We start from the raw sequence: 17,679 nt of genomic DNA, 5'->3' as shown, positions 1-17,679 counted from the left end.
CTACTTTCTGTCTAGCGTGCTAACGATGGGGTCTACGGACGAAATCACGGGGAACCCTATGTCTGCTGGTTCAGGCGTCCGGTGTCCATGGTTCATAGTCGGCTGAGACATGGGGGCGTGCCCCGCCGGCATAATCGTGCCCTTTCGGGCGGTACGCGAATGCCGTACCCGTCATGTTCGGCTCATGGGGCCGTTGCCAAGGGCGGCGATTGGCGTCGGACAGCGGCGCATCGGTCGTGAAATGCAGCCAGGCATGCCACTCGGGCGGCACCAGCGAGGCATCGCGCGCGCGACCGGCGTAGAGCACCCAGCGACGGGCGCGGCCATCCTGCCGGGTCGGCCGGCGTTCCTCGAAATACCGGTTGCCGAGCGCGTCCTGGCCGACGGCCCCGCCGTGGCGCAACGTGTTGAGGATGAGGCCGGGGTTGTTGATCAGCGCCCGCCAGCCGCCCAGCGATGCCAAGCTGGGAGCCCCGGGTCGCGACGCCCGGTTTTTGCCATCGTGCCGCGCGTCTTCGCCCGCCACAGTGTCGTCGGTTGCGTTCATGCTCGTCTCTATAAAGGAACTGGTCAGATCGGTCCATCCGTGCCGCACTGCACCAGACAGCACGGTTATCCACAACATTTTGTGGCGGCCGTCATCGATATCCACAACATGACGCGGAATCGCGCTGGAAACGGCGCTGCGAACGGACTAGAGTTGTAGTATGATCAAAGATCACGCCGGTTCGTACCGCTCCCACCCGCCGCTGCCCTGGCGCGGCATTCGCATGCGGCGCCTGGAAATCGGCTCCGATCCGGATGCGACGCCGGAACCAGCGGTTATCCCGGTCGCCTGGCCTGAACAAGCCGCTGCCGGCCTGGTCGCTCTGCGCGCATCGCCCCGCCTGGTCGAGGCACCGGCCGCGGCATCCGCCTGGATCGAGCCGATCGCGGCACGCGCCGCCGCCGCCGGGATCGAGGATGATTTGGCCAACGTGCTGCATCACCTGCTGATCGGCCGGCGTGGCGCGCCCTCCCCCGGCATCTGGCGCGGCGTGCCGGAAGCGATCCCCGGCTTCGTCCTCAACGTGTCGCAGTTTCTCGACGACGCGCAGCAGTTCGACACCGAAGGGTTCGGCGAGGCGGTCCGCACCGCGGTCATCGCACTCAGCCTCAGCAACCCATCGGCTCAGCGCCTCGCGCTCGGCATGGCCGATCTGGCCATGCTGCTGGCCCGACTCGACCTCGATTACGCCAGCGATGCCGCACGATCGCTGGCGGCGAGCCTCGCCGCCCTGCTCGCGGCGCAGGCCGATATCGCCTCCGCTGGTCTGCTCGCGCGCGGCATGGCACCCGGTTGCGCGATCACCACCGCGCCGCTGCCCCGCACCTGCCCGATCGAGGCGGTCCGCGCCGCTGCGCTGCGCGCGCAGGGGCAAGCCCAAGCCTTGGGTCTGCGCCAGCACCTCAGCCTGACCGGCCTGTTGCCGCCGGGGCCGGTGGAGGCGTTGCTCGGCGTCGAGACCATCGGCATCGCGGCACCGCTCTCGGCGCTGAACGGCGAAGGCAAATTGGCCACCTGGTCGCGCGCCCGCCTGGCCGCATCGGGCCGCACCGCCGAGGATGCGCTGGCGGCAACCATCGCCGGCGCCGATCCGTTCGGCATCGCCGATCGGGCCGGCCTGCAGGCAATGCATGATGCCATCGCACCGTTTTGCACGATTCTGCCGCCGTTGCAGACCAGCCTGCCGGTTCGCACCCCGGCGCGCGGCACCGCGCGCGACAAACTGCCCGCCCGGCGCGGTGGCTATACCCAGAAAGTCACCATCGCCGGCCACAAGGTGTTTCTGCGCACCGGCGAGTATCCGGATGGCCGGCTGGGCGAGATATTCCTGACCTTGCCCCGCGAATCCGCCGCATTTCGCGGGCTGGCCGAGGCGTTTGCCATCGCCGTCAGCCTTGGTTTGCAGCACGGCGTGCCGCTCGATGACTTCGTCGATGAATTCGCGTTCACCCGGTTCGGCAGCGCCGGTGCGGTGGAAGGCGATGCCGAAATTACCCAGGCAAGCTCGCTGATCGACTACGTATTCCGCCATCTGGCCGCCAACTACCTCGACCGGCACGATCTCGCGACCGCCACCAACGACGACGCGACGGCCGCGTCCAGCGAGGCCCCGGCCACACCGTTGCTGCCGCTCGATCTGCCGGCGGCCGAGGGCAGCCGGCCCCGGCGCCAGCGCCCCACCCTGAAACTGGTGAGTTGAGAATGAGTGCCACAGAGCGCCTTGCCGCACTCGGGATCGTGCTTCCGACGCCTGCCAAAGCCGTTGCCAATTATGTACCGGTCGTGATCGCGGGTGGGTTCGCCATTGTCAGCGGCCAGTTGCCCTATGAAAACGGTCAGGTCGCGGTGACCGGCAAACTGGGTCAGGAAGTCGATATCGCCGAGGGCGTCCGCGCGGCCCGGCTCTGCATGATCAATGTGCTCGCCCAACTGCAAGCGAGCCTGCCCGAAGGCCTGGCCTCGGTCGCGCAAGTGGTGCGGCTGGGCGGCTTCATCGCGGCGACGCCATTTTTCACCGACGCCGCCAAGGTGATGAACGGTGCCTCCGACCTCGCAGTCGCGGTGTTCGGCGATGCCGGACGGCACGCCCGGTCGACCATCGGCGTTGCTTCCTTGCCGCTCGATGGTGCGGTCGAGGTCGAGGGAATGTTCTTGCTCCGGTAATTGCGCGCCCTCACCGCTTGTCGTATTTCCCGCACGTCTTGCGCCGGGTGCCGTATCAGCCCGGGCATCAACCAGTGGGAGCCACCATGAGCGCCATCGCCGATATCGTCGCCCGCGAAATTCTGGACAGCCGGGGGAACCCCACGGTCGAAGTCGACGTGATGCTCGATTCGGGTGCCATGGGCCGGGCCGCGGTGCCATCCGGCGCCTCGACCGGCGCGCATGAAGCGGTCGAACTGCGCGATGGCGATAAATCCCGCTACGGCGGCAAGGGCGTCACCAAGGCGGTCGCCGCGGTCGAGCGCGAGATTTTCGATGCGATCGGCGGCATGGATGCGTCCGAGCAGGTCATGATCGACGAGTTGATGATCGAGCTGGACGGCACGCCGAACAAATCCCGCCTGGGTGCCAATGCGATTCTCGGCGTGTCGCTCGCGGTCGCCAAAGCCGCGGCGGATGATCTGGGCGTGCCGCTCTACCGGTATATCGGCGGCAGCTTCGCGCGCACCCTGCCGGTGCCGATGATGAACATCATCAACGGCGGCCAACATGCCGATAACCCGATCGACATTCAGGAGTTCATGATCCAGCCGATTGGTGCCGCGAGCGTGGCCGATGCGGTGCGGATGGGTGCCGAAGTGTTTCACACCTTGAAGAAAATCCTGCACGATGCCGGGCACAACACCAATGTCGGCGATGAGGGCGGCTTCGCCCCCGGCCTGAAATCGGCCGAAGAGGCGCTCGGTTTCATCAGCAAGGCGGTCGAGCAGGCGGGCTACAAGCCTGGCGAAGACATCGCTTTCGCGCTCGACTGCGCGGCGACCGAATTTTTCAAAGACGGCAAATACCACCTGGAAGGCGAGGGCAAAGTGCTCGATGCCGCCGGCATGACCGATTACATCGCGGCTCTCGCCAAAAAATTCCCGATCATCTCGGTCGAGGATCCGCTGGCCGAGGATGATTGGGAAGGCTGGGCGCATTTCACCAGCGTACTCGGCGGCACCATGCAGGTGGTTGGCGATGATCTGTTCGTCACCAACCCGGCCCGGCTGCGCCGCGGCATCGAGGCGCGATCGGCCAACGCGATCCTGGTGAAGGTCAACCAGATCGGCACGCTGTCCGAAACGCTGGAAGCCATCGAGCTCGCGCATCGTGCCGGCATGGCGACCATCATCAGCCACCGTTCGGGCGAGACCGAGGATGCGACGATCGCGGATATCGCGGTTGCGGTGAACGCCGGGCAGATCAAGACCGGTAGCCTCGCCCGCAGCGACCGCACCGCGAAATACAACCAGCTCATGCGGATCGAGGCGGAGCTGGGCACCGCCGGCCGCTTCGCCGGCCGCACCATCCTGCGCCGCTGAGCGAAGCCATGGTTATCAATTCACGAAAATTTTTTGCTTCTTTTATATAAAAAAGAAGCCTTTTCTTTGACTTACGCGACCTCGATCCCATAGCCTGCGTCAAACGCAGGAGAGGCATAATGTCTGAAGGATACGCCGGACCGTTCATCGCGGCCGAGGCGCTGGGCAAGCAATTCGGCACGCGGATCGCCTTGGCCGACGTGACGTTCACCGTCGGCCCTGGTGAAATCGTCGGCCTGCTCGGCCCGAACGGTGCGGGCAAGACCACGTTGATCGGCTGCCTGCTGGGGTTTCTGCTGCCCTCCGCCGGCTCGATCAGGTTGTTTGGTGAAACGGCGGCCGAATTGTCGCCGGCGCTGCGCGGCCGCACCGGCTTCGTGCCGCAGACCATGAGCGGGTTCGGCTGGTTCCGGGTCGGCGAGCTGATCACTTATCTTGGCAAATTCTATGCGCAGGAACCGGGCGCGCCGCCGCCCTGGCTGCTGGACTGGGCCGGGCTTGACCCGAAGGCGCGGGTCAAATCCCTCTCCGGTGGCCAGAAACAGCGCCTCGCGATCGTGCTGGCGATGCGCCATGCGCCGGATCTGCTGATCCTGGATGAGCCGGTCGCGAGCCTCGACCCGCAGGCGCGCCGCGATTTCATGGCGCTGCTGACCAGATTCTGCGCGCAGGAGGGGCGGAGCGTGCTGATTTCCTCGCATATTCTCTCCGACCTCGAAAAAATCGCGACCCGCGCGATTTTCATGCGGCACGGCAGCATCATCCACGATACGCCGATGGCGCGGTTCCGCACCTCCGCGCGCTGGGTGGCCGCACCGCGCGACGCGTTGCCGCAACACGTCTCGTGCCTTGCCGAAGATCGTGACACGGGCGCCTTGCTGGTCGATGGCTGGGACGAGGCAAGCGCCGCCGCGCTGGCCGCGACGCTCGGGGCAGCGCCCGACGTGCGCATCCCCGATCTGGAAACGGCATTTCTGGAAATGACCCGATGAAGCCGCGCCTCGCCGCGGCCGCGCTGCGCAACTACGCCTCGCCAGTGTTCGTGCGCGAGAACCCGATGCTGGCCTCCGCCGGCTGCATGCTGGCCGCGGGTGCGATCAGCGCGCCGAAGGCGGCGGCGATCGTAGCGATTGGCGGTATTCAGGCGTTGTTCCTGCATCGCTCGATGTTCCTGTTTTTCTGGTGGTATGTCGCTTTCTACGTGCCGGCCTGTTTTACGATGCATTATTGGCGGCAGGTGCGGTCCAATCTTGCAACCGCCATCCCCGATCTGAAATCGGCCGAACTCAGCGCCGTTGCCATCACCTTGGTGATCCTGACCGCCCTGTTCGCGATCCCTCTGATAGGGTTCGGCGCCCCCATTGCCGGCGCGCTCGCGCTGGCTGCGCTGGCCATGGCGACCGGTGCCGCGTTCAGCAGCGGGGGGGCGACCGGACAGGCCAAGGGGGTCACACGGCTTCGGGGACTCCTGTTTCTACCCGTCATGTTCGTCGGATCACAGCCGCATTATCTCGCATACGTCGTCTTTGCGCCGGCACCGATCGCGTTGTTGATCACCGGTCTCGCGGTTTCACTCGTCGTCTCCGGCCTGCGCTATGTCCCCGCACGGGCGGCGAGCCAGGACGAAGCGCAAGCGGATCGCGCCGATCGTGCCGCCGCCGCGCCGCGAACCGGCGCTCTGCGCACGATCCTGCGGCCGATCGGCCGGATCATGACCTGGAAACCCGGCTTCATGCCGGTGCAGCCGTTGCCTGCCATGCTCGGCATCGCGCTGGGCCCGATCGGCCTGCTGATCGTCACCTGTATTCAGATCGGCGTTCTACTTCTTTACATGCCGGCGTTCGCCTGGATCACCGGCCATGATTTCATCGCCGCGCTGATCAAGCAGGCGCCACAATCGATCGGGTTCGGCGTGGCGCTCGGGTTGTTCGGCAGCGGCCAATGGCTGATCAGCCGTGGTGACTGGCCCGCGCTCTATATGGCGGGGCGCTATGGTGGCCGCAGCGGTTTCGCCGCCGCCATGGTGCGGGCGTTTCGCACCAATATGATCGAAATCAGCCTGATCAACGCGCTCGTGGTCGTCACCGTTGCGTTGTCGCTCGGCGTCGTTACACCGATCCAGGCGATACCGGTGGCATTTTGCACCTTCGGCGCAGTGTTCGGTGCCAGCCACGCGCCGGCATTGCCTCTGCTCTGGCGCGAACTTGGCGGCAAGGGCGTCACGCTCATGTTCGCCATGGCGGGCGCGTTTGCGGTAATGGCGCTGCTGGGGTTCGGCGTGCTCGACCACGGCCCGGCGCTCTGGGCGGTCGGCTGCGCGGCGGCATTGTTCGCCCTCGGTATCGTCATGTCGCTGCTCGCACCGGGCCGCCTCGCCGCGATGGACTGGCCGATCGAAACCGACCCGGCCGGCTAGACGCTCTGGCGCCGCATCGCCAGTTCGGGCACGATAGCGCGGGGACATACACGGAGGTTGCATGAAACGGCATCGGCGGATCAGGGCAGGCATCGCCAGCATATGCCTCGCTTGCAGCGCGGCGCTGGCGCTCAACGGCACTGTTCTGGCCGCGGACCTGATCCGGGCACCCGCCGTGCCGCAACCCACCGCACCGGGCGACCTGGTGGGTGTGGTGTTGGAAAACACCCTGACCCACGCGATTACACCGCGCTATATCACCTTCGGCACCGTGTTCGCGCGCGGGCAGTTGCCCAAGGGCGAAGCGATCACCGCAATGGTCGGCGGCAAGAGCGAACCCGCGCAGATCGATGTCAAGAACCGCTATCCGGATGGTTCGGTGTTGTTCGGCGTGGTGACCCTGCGCGCCCCGGCGATGGCCAGCGGCGCCGATGCGCCGGTCATGCTGCGCAAGGCCGCGCCGACCCCGGGCACCGTCGCGATCATGCCCGCGCTGGAAAAACACGACATCACCATCACCCTCGCGCTGAACGACCCCGGCATGCCGACGCGCTACGTGACCGTATACGCCGCCAAGCTGCTCGCCAAAGCCCGGGCCGCCGGGCAAACCTCGCCTTGGCTCGCCGGCCCGCTGGTTTCGGAAACCCGGGTCTCACGGCACATCCAAGGCTCGCTGCGGCTGGTGCTGGATATCCGCGCATACGCAAGCGGCAGCGTGGCGGCGGATGTGCAACTGAACAACGACATCGCGATGAGCCCGAAAGGGGGTACCGAAACCTACGGCATCATCATCGCCCAGAACGGCAAGCCGGTGTTCGCAGTGCCGCACATTCACCAATTCCAGTACCAGGACTGGCACACGATCATCCGCTCCGGCGGCCGCGCCCCGATCAACGTGGTGCACGATGTCGCGGCGATGGAGCGGATCGGCATTGTGCCTGCGTATGAGTTGAAAGTGGGGATGACTCGCAGCACGCTCGTCGACGAATTGAAATCGATCACGGCACCGGGGTGGGATGCGCCATTAGCGGTGAACGGCGTCACGCAATACATGCCCGGCGTCGGTGGTCGCGGTGATATAGGGCCGACCAACGCAGCCAACACGATCTGGTTGATCACCCAGAATCCGGTTGCCGCCGAATATGCCATGGGGCAGGCCGATGCCGCGGGTGCGGTGCCGTGGCATTTTTTCTATCCCAAAACCGGCGAATTCGTGACCACAGCGGATTTCCCCAATCTGTGGGTCGATGGTCGCGGCGGCTCGGCTCCCTACACCACTGGCTTGACTCAGCAAGTGGATGGAAAGACCGGCTGGGCGCTCGACGTCGCCCATGAGCCAGATCTGTCATATATCCCTTACTTGCTGACCGGCCGGCGCTACTACCTCGACCAACAGAACGCCGAGGCTGATTATTCTGAAGTGGGCCAATGGCCTGCGCCACAAGCTCGCAACAATGGTGAAGGCATCATTGTCGGCCCAAGCGAACAAGTCCGCGGCGCCGCCTGGAGTCTGCGCGAGGTGGCAGACGCCGCTTATATCAATCCTGATGGGTCTCCGATGCGCCATTATTTTCAGCATGTGATAAAGAACAACATGGCCTTTCTCGAAAAGAGCATCCCGCTCTGGACCAAGCAGCAAGGAGATATCTATGGTTATGTAGTGGGAACGTACGGAAGCGGAACCAACGCCTTTGCGCCGTGGCAACAAGATTATTTTGCAACTACAATGGCAACAATGGCTTTCCAGGGAATATCAGGCGCCCGAAAAATTCTGTTATGGGAAGATCACTTTCTTGCCGGCAGTCTCCTGACAAAAACGACTGGTTATAACCGTCATAACGGCATTTCGTATAACCTGTTCATTCAAAACAAAAATTCCAAGCAAATAGCAACGACATGGGCTCAACTCGATCAAGATACCCGTGATGGTGGTCAGGCAAATGGCACAGGCTGGGCGCATAGCATTGGAGACTACGGGCTCACGCGCCTAGCGGCACTTGCCAGCGTCTATAACGCCACGCATTCCGCCGAAGCGCTTCAAGCCTATGATTGGTTGCTACACAGCGGTGCGCCGTTTATCGACATGCAAGGCTACGAAACCACCGAACAATTCTGGGTTGTTCCGCTCTCATCGCGCAAGGCTCACTGACGAATATGGGCGGGCTATTTATCACTGCTGATCCGAGCTTGGCGCATCGCAAAGCTCTGGCCGGCATCGCTCGCCCGCATTTCGCGCGCGCCGGGCTGACCGACCCGGTCACCGTCGAAACTGATCATCTGCTGATCGACGTCTACCCGAAATATCGCCGAACAACGCCCACGATCCTGCAATTCGACAATGGCGATTTCGCCCTCGCCGTCGGCACCTTTCTGTTTCAGGGCAAAACCGGCATCGAAGCCCTGCGCGCGTATTTTACCCACCCCGACCCGCCTCGGGACCGATGCCGGGGTGCCTATCTCCTGCTGATCAGCCGCCAGGGTCGAACCACACTCCATGCCGACCCACACGGCACGTACGAACTCTATATCGACGATCGCCGCACCCTGTTCAGCACCGCGTTCCTCGCACTTGCCGCTTGCCTGCCGCGTCGCAGCATCCGTGCCGCGGAATGTCTCGAATACGTCATCGGCGGCGTCACCCTCGGCACCGGCACGCCGGTCACCGAAATCGACCGGCTCGACCTCGGCGAAACCATCGACTTCGCGGATACCAACCGCCGACATATCGCCCGTCCCCGCCTGATCGAGGCCGAACGCCCCGCGCCGATCGGCGAATTGATCGAACGTAGCCTCGCCAGCCTGCGCGCCACGATGCGCGATTATGCCTCCGCGTTCGATAATCGCATCCGCATCAGCTTCTCCGGCGGCTACGACAGCCGCCTGCTGCTCGCCCTCGCGCGCGACTGCGGTGTCGAACCGCATCTTTTCGTCTACGGCGCCGAAGATGCGCCGGACGTCCGCCACGCCGCGGCACTTGCCCGCGCCGAAGGTGTCAGCTTTGAACATATCGACAAGACGCGCATCCGCCCGGTCACCCTCGAAACCTTTCCCGAAATGCTGCGCGCCAGTGCCGAAATGAACGATGGGTTTTCACAATACTGGATGTTCTGCTCGGATTCCGAAAACTACGCCCGGATCGACCGTTGTGCCGGCGACGGCGTTATCATGAACGGCGGTGGCGGCGAGGTATTCCGTAATTTCTTCAAATTCCGCGGCCAGTCGATGAGCGTGAAAAGCTTTGTCCGCGCGTTCTTCAGCGGCTATGATCCCGCCATTCTGGTCGATCCGCGACTGCAGGCCGAATACGAAGCCAATCTCAGCCGCAAAATCATCACCTTGTTCGACCTCGACCGCCCGCACCTCACCCGCGCGCATGTTCAGAGCCTCTATCCCCATCTGCGTTGCCGCTCCTGGTTCGGGCGCGACACCAGCCTCGACAATCGCTTCGGCCACCGTGCCACCCCCTACCTCGAACCCGCGATCGTCAGCGCGGCTCTGCAAGTGCCGCTGGCCCTGAAGCATTTCGGCGTGTTCCAAGGTCGCCTGATCAACGCACTGTCGCCCACAATCGCCGCCCATATGTCGTCACACGGCTATGCATTCGACCGTGATCCGCCGTGGCGGCGGCGATTGGGCGATTTAAGACTTCTAGTACAGCCGATTATAGCCAGGCCCTATAATTTCAAAATAAAGTACTTTTTAGAGAAACGAGGTCAATTTCCATTAGAAATATCTGAACAATACCTTACGACGACGATCAAATCAGATCCATCCGCTACAGATAGTTTTGTTCAGCCAGAAAAAATTAAAGATGCATCTCAGTTTCAGAGGTTGTGTGTTTTAAATTATATTTTTGAATTGATGGAATTATAAATAGAAATATTACTCAATGCGAATTTATACAGATTTTTAAACGTTCAAAAAGTAGATCAATGTTTGTATAAGATTGGATTTTTTCAGTTAGACGTATGACAAAAAATTCAAAGCCGATCGCGTTAATCATTTTATCGGGCGGCGGATTTACCTTCGAGACGCAATGCTTGTTGCGGGAAATCGAGTCTGGTTTTCGATTCGTTTACCTTGCAACCAGGTTCGGCGGCGAACCGGGTGAGCCCGGTATCCCGCCTGGAGTGCGCTATGAAGTACCCTCGTTTTCCTCGATGACCCAGCGCTCATATCTGCGCAGCATTGATGCCTTCATAAAGACTTTCATGACCACGCGCCGTGTGATCCGCACCGAAGCGATCGATGTTATCATCGCAATAGGATGTAGCCACGCTGTGCCAATGCTGCTCGCCGGCCGATCGACGCGCTGCAGATCCGTCTATATCGAGAGTATCACGCGCGTCGATAAACTCTCGAACACGGGCCGCATGATTTATCACCTGCGCTTGTCGTCACGCTTTCTCGTGCAATGGCCAAAATTGCAAGAACGCTACCCCGCCAGTGAATTAGGCAGTATTCTATGATCTTCGTGACAGTCGGCACCACAATGCCGTTCGATGAATTACTGCGTGAAATTGATCAACTCGCTGGTCAGGGCAAACTCGGCGAGCCGCTGATCTGCCAAACCGGCCAGTCTAAATATCAACTCGCGAACGGCGAGCAGTTTATCGGCCGACCCAGTATTGCCGACCTGATCGACCAGGCAACGCTCGTCATCTCGCATGGGGGCGCTACAGTGATCCAGCTTTTAATCGCGCGAAAACCCTTTGTTGCATTCCCTAATCCGCGCGGAGCGGGCGATCACCAAACCAGCTTTCTGCGCGAAGTCGCTCGCGTCAGCGATATATCATGGAGTTCCAACGTCTCCGATCTCGCGCAGTTGATTGGCGAGCGCCGCAACAAAGGACCCGCCACGATTCCGGCTGATTTTCCACGCGCGGGAAACATCATTCGTCAGTTTGTCGCTGGGCAGTGAAGGCCGAATTAAATATGGCGTAGGCAATCGCCTCGTCCTTATGGCGGCCCTCAAACATCCAGCTCCCCTGCCCCCGCCGCCCGATCCTGAATGAACCGGAACCGTAACTCCGGCTTGCGCCCCATCAGGCTCTCGACCATCTCCGCAGTCTCCGCCCGCGCCTCCGGCAGCGTCATTACGCGCAGAAGCACCCGCCGCTTCGGGTCCATGGTGGTCTCTTTCAGCATCGCCGGCGGCATTTCGCCGAGGCCCTTGAAGCGGCTGATCTCGACCTTCGCGCTGCCCTTGAATGCGGTCTTCAGCAACCGGTCACGCTCCGCATCGTCCATCGCGTAGACCGATTTGCTGCCCTGGGTCAGGCGGAACAAGGGCGGTTGCGCCAGAAACACATGCCCGGCGCGGATCAACTCCGGCAGTTCGCGGTAAAAGAACGTCATCAACAGCGAAGCGATATGCGCGCCATCGACATCGGCATCGGTCATGATGATAATGCGGCCGTAGCGCAGCTGGTCGAGCCGGAACCGATCGCCCACGCCACAACCCAGCGCCTCGATCAGGTCTTTCAACTCCTGATTCTGCCGCAGTTTTTCGGTCGAAGCCGAAGCGACGTTCAAAATCTTGCCCCGCAGCGGCAACACCGCCTGGGTCTCCCGGTTGCGCGCCTGCTTGGCCGACCCGCCCGCGGAATCGCCTTCGACCAGGAAAATCTCGGTATCCTCGCGGGATTCCCGGGTGCAATCGGTCAGTTTGCCCGGCAGACGCAACCGCCTGGTCGCCGATTTGCGCGGCGTGTCCTTCGCCTCGCGGCGCCGGATGCGCTCTTCGGCGCGTTCGATCACATAGGCCAGCAGATTGTCAGCACTCGCGGGATCGCCGGCAAGGAAATGTTCGAACCGGTCGCGCAGCGCGGCTTCGGTGACCTTCTGGGCTTCCGGCGAGGTGAGTTTTTCCTTGGTCTGGCCTTGAAACTGCGGATCACGGATGAACAGCGACATCTTGGCCGACAAAGTACCCGTAACATCCTCGCCGGTGATGACGCTGGTGCGCTTGTTGCCCCGCTGCTCGCCGAAGCCACGCAACCCCTTCAACAGCGCCGCGCGAAACCCCGCCTCATGCGTGCCGCCCTGCGGGGTCGGGATCGTGTTGCAATAGGTGTCGAGCGCGGCATCGCCGTTATCCAGCCAGGCGCACGCCCATTCGATCCGCCCCGCCGCATCCGGCAGATCGGCCAAGCCGGCCCAGACGGGCACGACCAGTTTTGACGTGCTGCCGAGTTCCTCAGCCAGCGAATCGGCCAGCCCGCCGGGAAAATGCAGCTCGGCCTGGGCCGGGATCTCGCTGCCCGGCGGGATCAACGCCGGATCGCACGACCAGCGGATGCGCACGCCGCGGAACAGATAGGCTTTCGAGCGGCATAACCGGTACAGCCGAACCGCGCTGAGCCGCAGCGTGCCGAAAATTTCAGGATCGGGGGTGAAGCGGACCAGCGTACCGCGCCGGTTCGGCATCGGGCCGGCATTGATCAGCGGCGTCAGCGGCTTGCCCCGCGCATAATCCTGCTTCCACAGCACGCGATCGCGCACAACCTCGACTTCCAGCCGCTCGGACAATGCATTGACCACCGAACTGCCGACGCCGTGCAACCCGCCTGATGTCGCGTAGGCCTTGCCGGAGAATTTGGCGCCCGAGTGCAGCGTCGTGAGAATGACTTCGAGCGCCGATTTGTCCTTGAATTTCGGATGCGGATCGATCGGGTAGCCACGCCCGTTGTCGCGCACGCTCAGCCAGTTGCCGGCAGCGAGACTCATTTCGATCATCGAGGCATGCCCCGCGACCGCCTCGTCCATCGCATTGTCGAGCAGTTCGGCGGCGAGGTGATGCAACGCGCCCTCGTCGGTGCCGCCGATATACATGCCGGGCCGCCGGCGGACCGGTTCCAGGCCTTCCAGAACCTCGATATCCTTGGCGGTATACGCCGCCGATGCGGCGGATTGGTCGAACAGATCAGTCACGTGCCGGCCTCGATTCGTTGGATTGCGAAACCCTTCTGCCACAGAAGCCCAAACAACGGGTTATACTTTCGCGAGCGCCTGGTTGACCCATGCCGCGGCGGCGGCGAAGGCGTGGTCGGCGTCGAGCGCACTGGTATCGAGCACGTGGGCATCATCCGCCGGGCGCAAGGGGGCGGCGGTGCGCGTGCGGTCCGCCTCGTCACGGACGGCGAGGTCGGCGCGCACCGCATCGAGCGTCGCGGTATGGCCCTGTATTTGGCGTTCGGCGAACCGGCGTTGGGCCCGCACGTCGAGCGAGGCGGTGATGAACAGTTTTACCGCGGCCTGCGGGAACACGATGGTGCCGATATCGCGCCCATCGAGCACGGCGCCGGAACTCGCGGCGAAATTGCGCTGAAAATCGAGCAGGGCGGCGCGCACGGCGGCGATCGAGGCGACCGCACTCGCCGCCAGATCAACCTCGGGCGTGCGCAGATCATCGCGCCCGAGGTCGAGCCGGCCGAGCCCGCGCGCCTGAGCCGTGGCAATGGCGGGATCGGCCGGATTGCCGCCGTGGTCGAGCACGCGGCGGGCGACCACGCGGTAGAGCAGACCGGTATCGAGATAGGGCAGGTTGAAGGCTGCCGCCAGGCGCCGGGCCAGCGTGCCCTTGCCAGACGCCGCCGGACCATCGATGGCGATGACGATCGGTTTCATGCAGCCTCCGGTTCAGCCTCGATCGCGGCTCCCAGGCCTCGCATCAGGCCCATAAACCCGGGGAAACTGGTGTCGATGAAGCGCGCATCGTCGATCATCACCGGCGCATCCGCGGCCATGCCCAGCACCAGTGCGCTCATCGCGAGCCGATGGTCCATCTGCGTCAGCACGGTGCCGCCGCCCAGCCGGTTGGCGCCGCCGTCGATGATCATGTCATCGCCCTCGACCTCGACATGCGCGCCGTTGACCCGCAACATCGCAAGCGTTGCGGCCAGACGGTCGCTTTCCTTGACCCGCAGTTCGCCGAGTCCGCGCAGCCGTGATGGGCCGCGCGCCAGGGCGCAGGCGACCGCCAGGATCGGGTATTCATCGATCATCGAGGGCGCGCGCGCGGCCGGCACGTCGATCCCGCGCAGGCTCGAGGCGACGACGACCAGATCGCCGACCGGCTCACCACCGGCCTCGCGCTTGTTGGTGATGGTGATATCAGCACCCATTTCAAGCAACGTGGTGAACAGGCCGGTACGCAACGGGTTCAGGCCGACGCCTGCGATCGTGATGCGCGAGCCCGGCACCAGCAGCGCGGCCACGATCGGGAACGCCGCGGAGGACGGATCGCCCGGTACGATGATATCGGCGGCAATCAGTTCGGGCTGGCCCTGCAGGCGGATCAGCTTGCCCGCGCCGTGGGGCACCACACTGACGACGGCCCCGAAATGACGCAGCATGTTTTCGGAATGATCACGCGTCGGTTCCGGTTCTTCGACCTCGGTAATGCCGCGCGCGTTCAACCCAGCGAGCAACAGGGCCGATTTCACCTGGGCGGAAGCGACCGGCAGGCGATAGCTCAACGGCCGTGCATCGGCGGCACCGGTTACGGCGAGCGGCAGGCGGCCGCCCTCGCGCGCGGCGAATACCGCACCGCAGGCGGCCAGCGGGTCGATCACGCGGCGCATCGGCCGGCGGCGCAGCGAAGCATCGCCGGTCATCACCGCGAAAATGTCATGGCTGGCCAGAACGCCGCAGAGCAGCCGCGCGGCGGTGCCGGAATTGCCCATGTCGAGCACGTCATCCGGGCTGTGCAACCCGCCGATGCCGGTACCAGCGACGAGCCAAGCGCCATCCGAGTCGCGGCGCACGGCGGCGCCGAGGGCACGCATGGCGGCAGCGGTGCGCAGCACGTCCTCGCCTTCCAACAGGCCGGTGATGCGGGTTTCACCGATCGCGAGACCAGCGAACATCAGCGCGCGATGGGAGATCGATTTATCGCCCGGCACGGTGATTGAACCGCTCAGCGGCGTGGCCGGTCGATGGGAACGGTGGGCGTGCGGGGTTTCGGAGCTCATGGCGCGGCGCTTAGCATGATGTGGCGCGTTTGACATAGCGGGCGATGGGTGGCATGGCGCGCGCCCTGAAGCGACCATTTCCTTATTTGTACGAGGGGCTCATGCCGAAGCCGGAACTTGGCGACAAACATACCTGCGTCTCTTGTGGCGCACGGTTTTTCGATCTGGGCAAATCGCCGGCCGTCTGCCCGAAATGCGGCACCGAGCAGCCGATCGAGCAGCCGAAGCTCAAGCGTAACGCGCCGATCCCTGATGATGTCAAGAAATCGCCGAAAGCCGCGCTGGTGCCGGGCGACGATGCTGAGGTCGACGCCGTCGACGATGGCGCCGACGAGGACATTCTGGAGGATGCGGACGATCTGGAAGACGATGCGGATGCGATCGAGACCGATATCGAGGTCGAGCGCGACGCCGACGAAAATGAACGCTGAACCGCAACGGAAACTTATTTTCGTCCGTGACCCTTTTTGTTAACTGAAACGTAACTTCGGCGTGGTGAGTTGGGGTCAGCCAAAAAGGCTGGTCTGTCAAAGGAAAAACCCACGATGTCCGATTATGCGACGGCGAAAATCGCCGACCATCATACCCCGATCGTCAGCCCTCTGATCCTGACCGATCGGTTGATCTCTCTCGCCCAGGATGCCGAACGAGCCGGTTTGCCCATTGTGGCAAACCGGCTTGTTCGCTTGGCGCTCCGAACATGCGCGCCCTTGCCGCGGCACCGTCTGCGCGGCTGAAAACAGCCGCCGCAGAGGCGCGGGGGGCGGATAGCGAGGCAAGGGAAGCACTGTTTTTGAGCAAAAGTACGACCGCTTTCGGCGGCCGAGGCCATAGCAATCGACGTTTTGTTGCTGCTTTTTTTAAAAAATTAAGTGCTTCTTTTGCGCCTGTCCTGAACACCCTGACGCGTGATGTCCAAGCCGTTTTGACCTCGAACGAGGCGGTCCGCTATGCCGACACTCCCATTGTCGGAGGTCGTCCATGTCACACGCCAATTCCACCCAGACGCCGCAGCCATCGGGGCCGCTCGCCGGGCTGACAATCTTCGATCTGACCCGCGTGCTGGCCGGGCCGACCTGTGTGCAGATGCTGGCCGATTTAGGCGCTTCGGTCATCAAGATCGAAAAACCCGGCAGCGGTGACGATACGAGGGGGTTCGTGCCGCCGGCGATGCCGGGCACCGATCAGAGCGCCTATTTTGCGGGGGCCAACCGCAACAAGCGATCGGTCACCATCGATATCGCCAAACCTTCGGGCCAGAAGCTGGCACATGATCTGATCGCGCGATGCGACATTCTGGTCGAAAACTTCAAGGTCGGTACGCTGGCCCGCTACGGGCTTGGCTACGAGCAACTCGGCAAGCTGCATCCCGGGTTGATCTATTGTTCGATCACCGGCTTTGGCCAGACCGGACCCTATGCGGCACGGCCGGGCTATGACAGTCTGATCCAGGCGATGGGCGGGGTGATGTCCCTGACCGGGGAGCCCGATGGGCAGCCGATGAAGGTGGGCGTGCCGGTCGCTGACCTGTTTGCCGGGCTTTATGGTGCCATCGGCGTGCTCGCCGCCTTGCGCCACCGGGAAGCGACCGGTCTGGGCCAGCAGGTCGATATCGGCATGCTCGATACGAACGTGGCGTGGCTCGCCAACCAGGGGATGAACTATCTGGCCTCCGGCCAGAACCCGCCGCGTCTGGGCAATCAGCACCCGAACATCGTGCCCTATCAGGTCTTCGCGACGGCCGATGGCCATATCGTGCTGTCGATCGGCAATGATGCGACCTTTGCGCGCTTCTGCCAGCGATTTGGTCTCGATCATCTGCTGGCCGATCCCAAATTCGTGACCAACGCGGCGCGCGTGGCTAATCGCGCGTTGGTGACCGAAACCCTGGCCAATGTGCTGGCGGCCCACGGCTCGGCATGGTGGCTCGCCGAACTCGAGGCGATCAAAGTTGGCTGCGGCCCGATCAACACGCTCGAACAGGTGTTCGCCGACCCGCACGTCATTGCGCGCGGCAACCTGATCGAGATCGCCGGGAAGGACGGCAATCCTGTGAAATTGGTCGCAAATCCGGTCCGTTTATCCGCAACACCGGTGGATTATCGGTTACCGCCCCCCATGTTGGGTGAGCATACCGATGAGGTTTTGACTGATATGCTTGGACTCGATGCATCAGAACGCGCGGCACTGCGCCGCGACCAGATCATTTAACGC

The 17,679-nt window shown here is 63.2% G+C and carries 16 protein-coding genes; 12 read left to right on the top strand and 4 right to left on the bottom strand.

The features are described 5' to 3' along the window. Nucleotides 1–70 precede the first annotated feature (70 nt). On the bottom strand, nucleotides 71–547 hold the full coding sequence (locus tag BW994_RS04825; RefSeq protein ID WP_139333986.1) for an NADH:ubiquinone oxidoreductase subunit NDUFA12: 477 nt from the start codon (nucleotides 545–547) through the stop codon (nucleotides 71–73). 160 nt (nucleotides 548–707) lie between these two features. Between BW994_RS04825 and BW994_RS04820 the strand changes: the two genes are divergently transcribed. From BW994_RS04820 to BW994_RS04780, 9 genes are all read left to right on the top strand, one after another. Beyond that, nucleotides 708–2,246 carry a TSCPD domain-containing protein gene (locus tag BW994_RS04820; RefSeq protein ID WP_029310553.1) on the top strand — a complete coding sequence of 513 codons (1,539 nt, stop codon included), beginning with the start codon at nucleotides 708–710 and terminating at the stop codon, nucleotides 2,244–2,246. A 2-nt stretch (nucleotides 2,247–2,248) separates the two neighbouring features. Continuing rightward, nucleotides 2,249–2,710: a RidA family protein gene (locus tag BW994_RS04815; protein WP_029310552.1), complete on the top strand. Its 462-nt coding sequence runs from the start codon at nucleotides 2,249–2,251 to the stop codon at nucleotides 2,708–2,710. A gap of 86 nt (nucleotides 2,711–2,796) precedes the next feature. Beyond that, nucleotides 2,797–4,074: a phosphopyruvate hydratase gene (gene eno / locus BW994_RS04810; protein ID WP_029310551.1), complete on the top strand. Its 1,278-nt coding sequence runs from the start codon at nucleotides 2,797–2,799 to the stop codon at nucleotides 4,072–4,074. A gap of 119 nt (nucleotides 4,075–4,193) precedes the next feature. Beyond that, nucleotides 4,194–5,066 (top strand): ABC transporter ATP-binding protein, encoded by an 873-nt coding sequence (locus BW994_RS04805; RefSeq protein WP_051657121.1) that lies wholly within the window; start codon nucleotides 4,194–4,196, stop codon nucleotides 5,064–5,066. Then, nucleotides 5,063–6,490, top strand: a complete 1,428-nt coding sequence (locus tag BW994_RS04800; protein WP_029310549.1) for a hypothetical protein — start codon at nucleotides 5,063–5,065, stop codon at nucleotides 6,488–6,490. Before BW994_RS04805 ends, BW994_RS04800 begins: the two co-directional genes overlap by 4 nt. A gap of 61 nt (nucleotides 6,491–6,551) precedes the next feature. Beyond that, on the top strand, nucleotides 6,552–8,639 hold the full coding sequence (locus BW994_RS04795; protein WP_139333985.1) for a hypothetical protein: 2,088 nt from the start codon (nucleotides 6,552–6,554) through the stop codon (nucleotides 8,637–8,639). 38 nt (nucleotides 8,640–8,677) lie between these two features. After that, on the top strand, nucleotides 8,678–10,363 hold the full coding sequence (locus BW994_RS04790) for an asparagine synthetase B family protein (RefSeq protein WP_139333984.1): 1,686 nt from the start codon (nucleotides 8,678–8,680) through the stop codon (nucleotides 10,361–10,363). A gap of 95 nt (nucleotides 10,364–10,458) precedes the next feature. Then, nucleotides 10,459–10,959, top strand: coding sequence for a glycosyltransferase family protein (locus tag BW994_RS04785; protein WP_051657120.1), 501 nt, complete (start codon nucleotides 10,459–10,461; stop codon nucleotides 10,957–10,959). Continuing rightward, a complete protein-coding gene (locus tag BW994_RS04780) occupies nucleotides 10,956–11,411 on the top strand; it encodes a glycosyltransferase (RefSeq protein WP_051657119.1) in 456 nt (151 codons plus the stop codon). The genes BW994_RS04785 and BW994_RS04780 overlap by 4 nt, the downstream gene beginning before the upstream one ends. Nucleotides 11,412–11,461: 50 nt before the next feature. On the opposite strand, the gene parE is transcribed toward BW994_RS04780, so the two are convergent. From parE to aroA, 3 genes are read right to left on the bottom strand one after another with little or no spacing between them, the layout of a single operon-like run. Then, complete coding sequence (gene parE, locus BW994_RS04775; protein ID WP_029310544.1) at nucleotides 11,462–13,423, bottom strand: DNA topoisomerase IV subunit B; 1,962 nt, start codon at nucleotides 13,421–13,423, stop codon at nucleotides 11,462–11,464. Nucleotides 13,424–13,483: 60 nt separating this feature from the next. Continuing rightward, nucleotides 13,484–14,119: a (d)CMP kinase gene (locus BW994_RS04770; protein ID WP_029310543.1), complete on the bottom strand. Its 636-nt coding sequence runs from the start codon at nucleotides 14,117–14,119 to the stop codon at nucleotides 13,484–13,486. Next, nucleotides 14,116–15,465 (bottom strand): 3-phosphoshikimate 1-carboxyvinyltransferase, encoded by a 1,350-nt coding sequence (gene aroA, locus BW994_RS04765; RefSeq protein WP_029310542.1) that lies wholly within the window; start codon nucleotides 15,463–15,465, stop codon nucleotides 14,116–14,118. Before aroA ends, BW994_RS04770 begins: the two co-directional genes overlap by 4 nt. Before the next feature lie 44 nt (nucleotides 15,466–15,509). On the opposite strand from aroA, the gene BW994_RS04760 reads away from it, so the two are divergent. The 3 genes from BW994_RS04760 (at nucleotide 15,510) to BW994_RS04750 (ending at nucleotide 17,676) form a co-directional block, all read left to right on the top strand. Beyond that, nucleotides 15,510–15,896, top strand: a complete 387-nt coding sequence (locus BW994_RS04760) for an FYDLN acid domain-containing protein (RefSeq protein ID WP_408736043.1) — start codon at nucleotides 15,510–15,512, stop codon at nucleotides 15,894–15,896. Nucleotides 15,897–16,010: 114 nt separating this feature from the next. Next, a complete protein-coding gene (locus tag BW994_RS04755) occupies nucleotides 16,011–16,202 on the top strand; it encodes a hypothetical protein (RefSeq protein ID WP_139333983.1) in 192 nt (63 codons plus the stop codon). A gap of 244 nt (nucleotides 16,203–16,446) precedes the next feature. Beyond that, nucleotides 16,447–17,676 carry a CaiB/BaiF CoA transferase family protein gene (locus BW994_RS04750; RefSeq protein ID WP_051657118.1) on the top strand — a complete coding sequence of 410 codons (1,230 nt, stop codon included), beginning with the start codon at nucleotides 16,447–16,449 and terminating at the stop codon, nucleotides 17,674–17,676. The last annotated feature ends 3 nt before the right edge of the window (nucleotides 17,677–17,679 follow it).

The sequence above is a fragment of the Acidiphilium rubrum genome, assembly GCF_900156265.1.
Classification (GTDB): domain Bacteria; phylum Pseudomonadota; class Alphaproteobacteria; order Acetobacterales; family Acetobacteraceae; genus Acidiphilium; species Acidiphilium rubrum.
Note: the sequence above shows the minus strand (reverse complement) of the source record. Positions and strands in the feature narration are given on the sequence as shown.

What these genes read in the sequence shown, in the direction of transcription:
- BW994_RS04815 (WP_029310552.1), top strand. Translation starts at nt 2,249, where the DNA reads ATGAGTGCCACAGAGCGCCTTGCCGCACTCGGGATCGTGCTTCCGACG.
- aroA (WP_029310542.1), bottom strand. Translation starts at nt 15,465, where the DNA reads ATGAGCTCCGAAACCCCGCACGCCCACCGTTCCCATCGACCGGCCACG.
- eno (WP_029310551.1), top strand. Translation starts at nt 2,797, where the DNA reads ATGAGCGCCATCGCCGATATCGTCGCCCGCGAAATTCTGGACAGCCGG.
- BW994_RS04785 (WP_051657120.1), top strand. Translation starts at nt 10,459, where the DNA reads ATGACAAAAAATTCAAAGCCGATCGCGTTAATCATTTTATCGGGCGGC.
- BW994_RS04800 (WP_029310549.1), top strand. Translation starts at nt 5,063, where the DNA reads ATGAAGCCGCGCCTCGCCGCGGCCGCGCTGCGCAACTACGCCTCGCCA.
- BW994_RS04795 (WP_139333985.1), top strand. Translation starts at nt 6,552, where the DNA reads ATGAAACGGCATCGGCGGATCAGGGCAGGCATCGCCAGCATATGCCTC.
- BW994_RS04770 (WP_029310543.1), bottom strand. Translation starts at nt 14,119, where the DNA reads ATGAAACCGATCGTCATCGCCATCGATGGTCCGGCGGCGTCTGGCAAG.
- BW994_RS04750 (WP_051657118.1), top strand. Translation starts at nt 16,447, where the DNA reads ATGTCACACGCCAATTCCACCCAGACGCCGCAGCCATCGGGGCCGCTC.
- BW994_RS04755 (WP_139333983.1), top strand. Translation starts at nt 16,011, where the DNA reads ATGTCCGATTATGCGACGGCGAAAATCGCCGACCATCATACCCCGATC.
- BW994_RS04820 (WP_029310553.1), top strand. Translation starts at nt 708, where the DNA reads ATGATCAAAGATCACGCCGGTTCGTACCGCTCCCACCCGCCGCTGCCC.
- BW994_RS04780 (WP_051657119.1), top strand. Translation starts at nt 10,956, where the DNA reads ATGATCTTCGTGACAGTCGGCACCACAATGCCGTTCGATGAATTACTG.
- BW994_RS04760 (WP_408736043.1), top strand. Translation starts at nt 15,510, where the DNA reads ATGGGTGGCATGGCGCGCGCCCTGAAGCGACCATTTCCTTATTTGTAC.
- BW994_RS04805 (WP_051657121.1), top strand. Translation starts at nt 4,194, where the DNA reads ATGTCTGAAGGATACGCCGGACCGTTCATCGCGGCCGAGGCGCTGGGC.
- BW994_RS04825 (WP_139333986.1), bottom strand. Translation starts at nt 547, where the DNA reads ATGAACGCAACCGACGACACTGTGGCGGGCGAAGACGCGCGGCACGAT.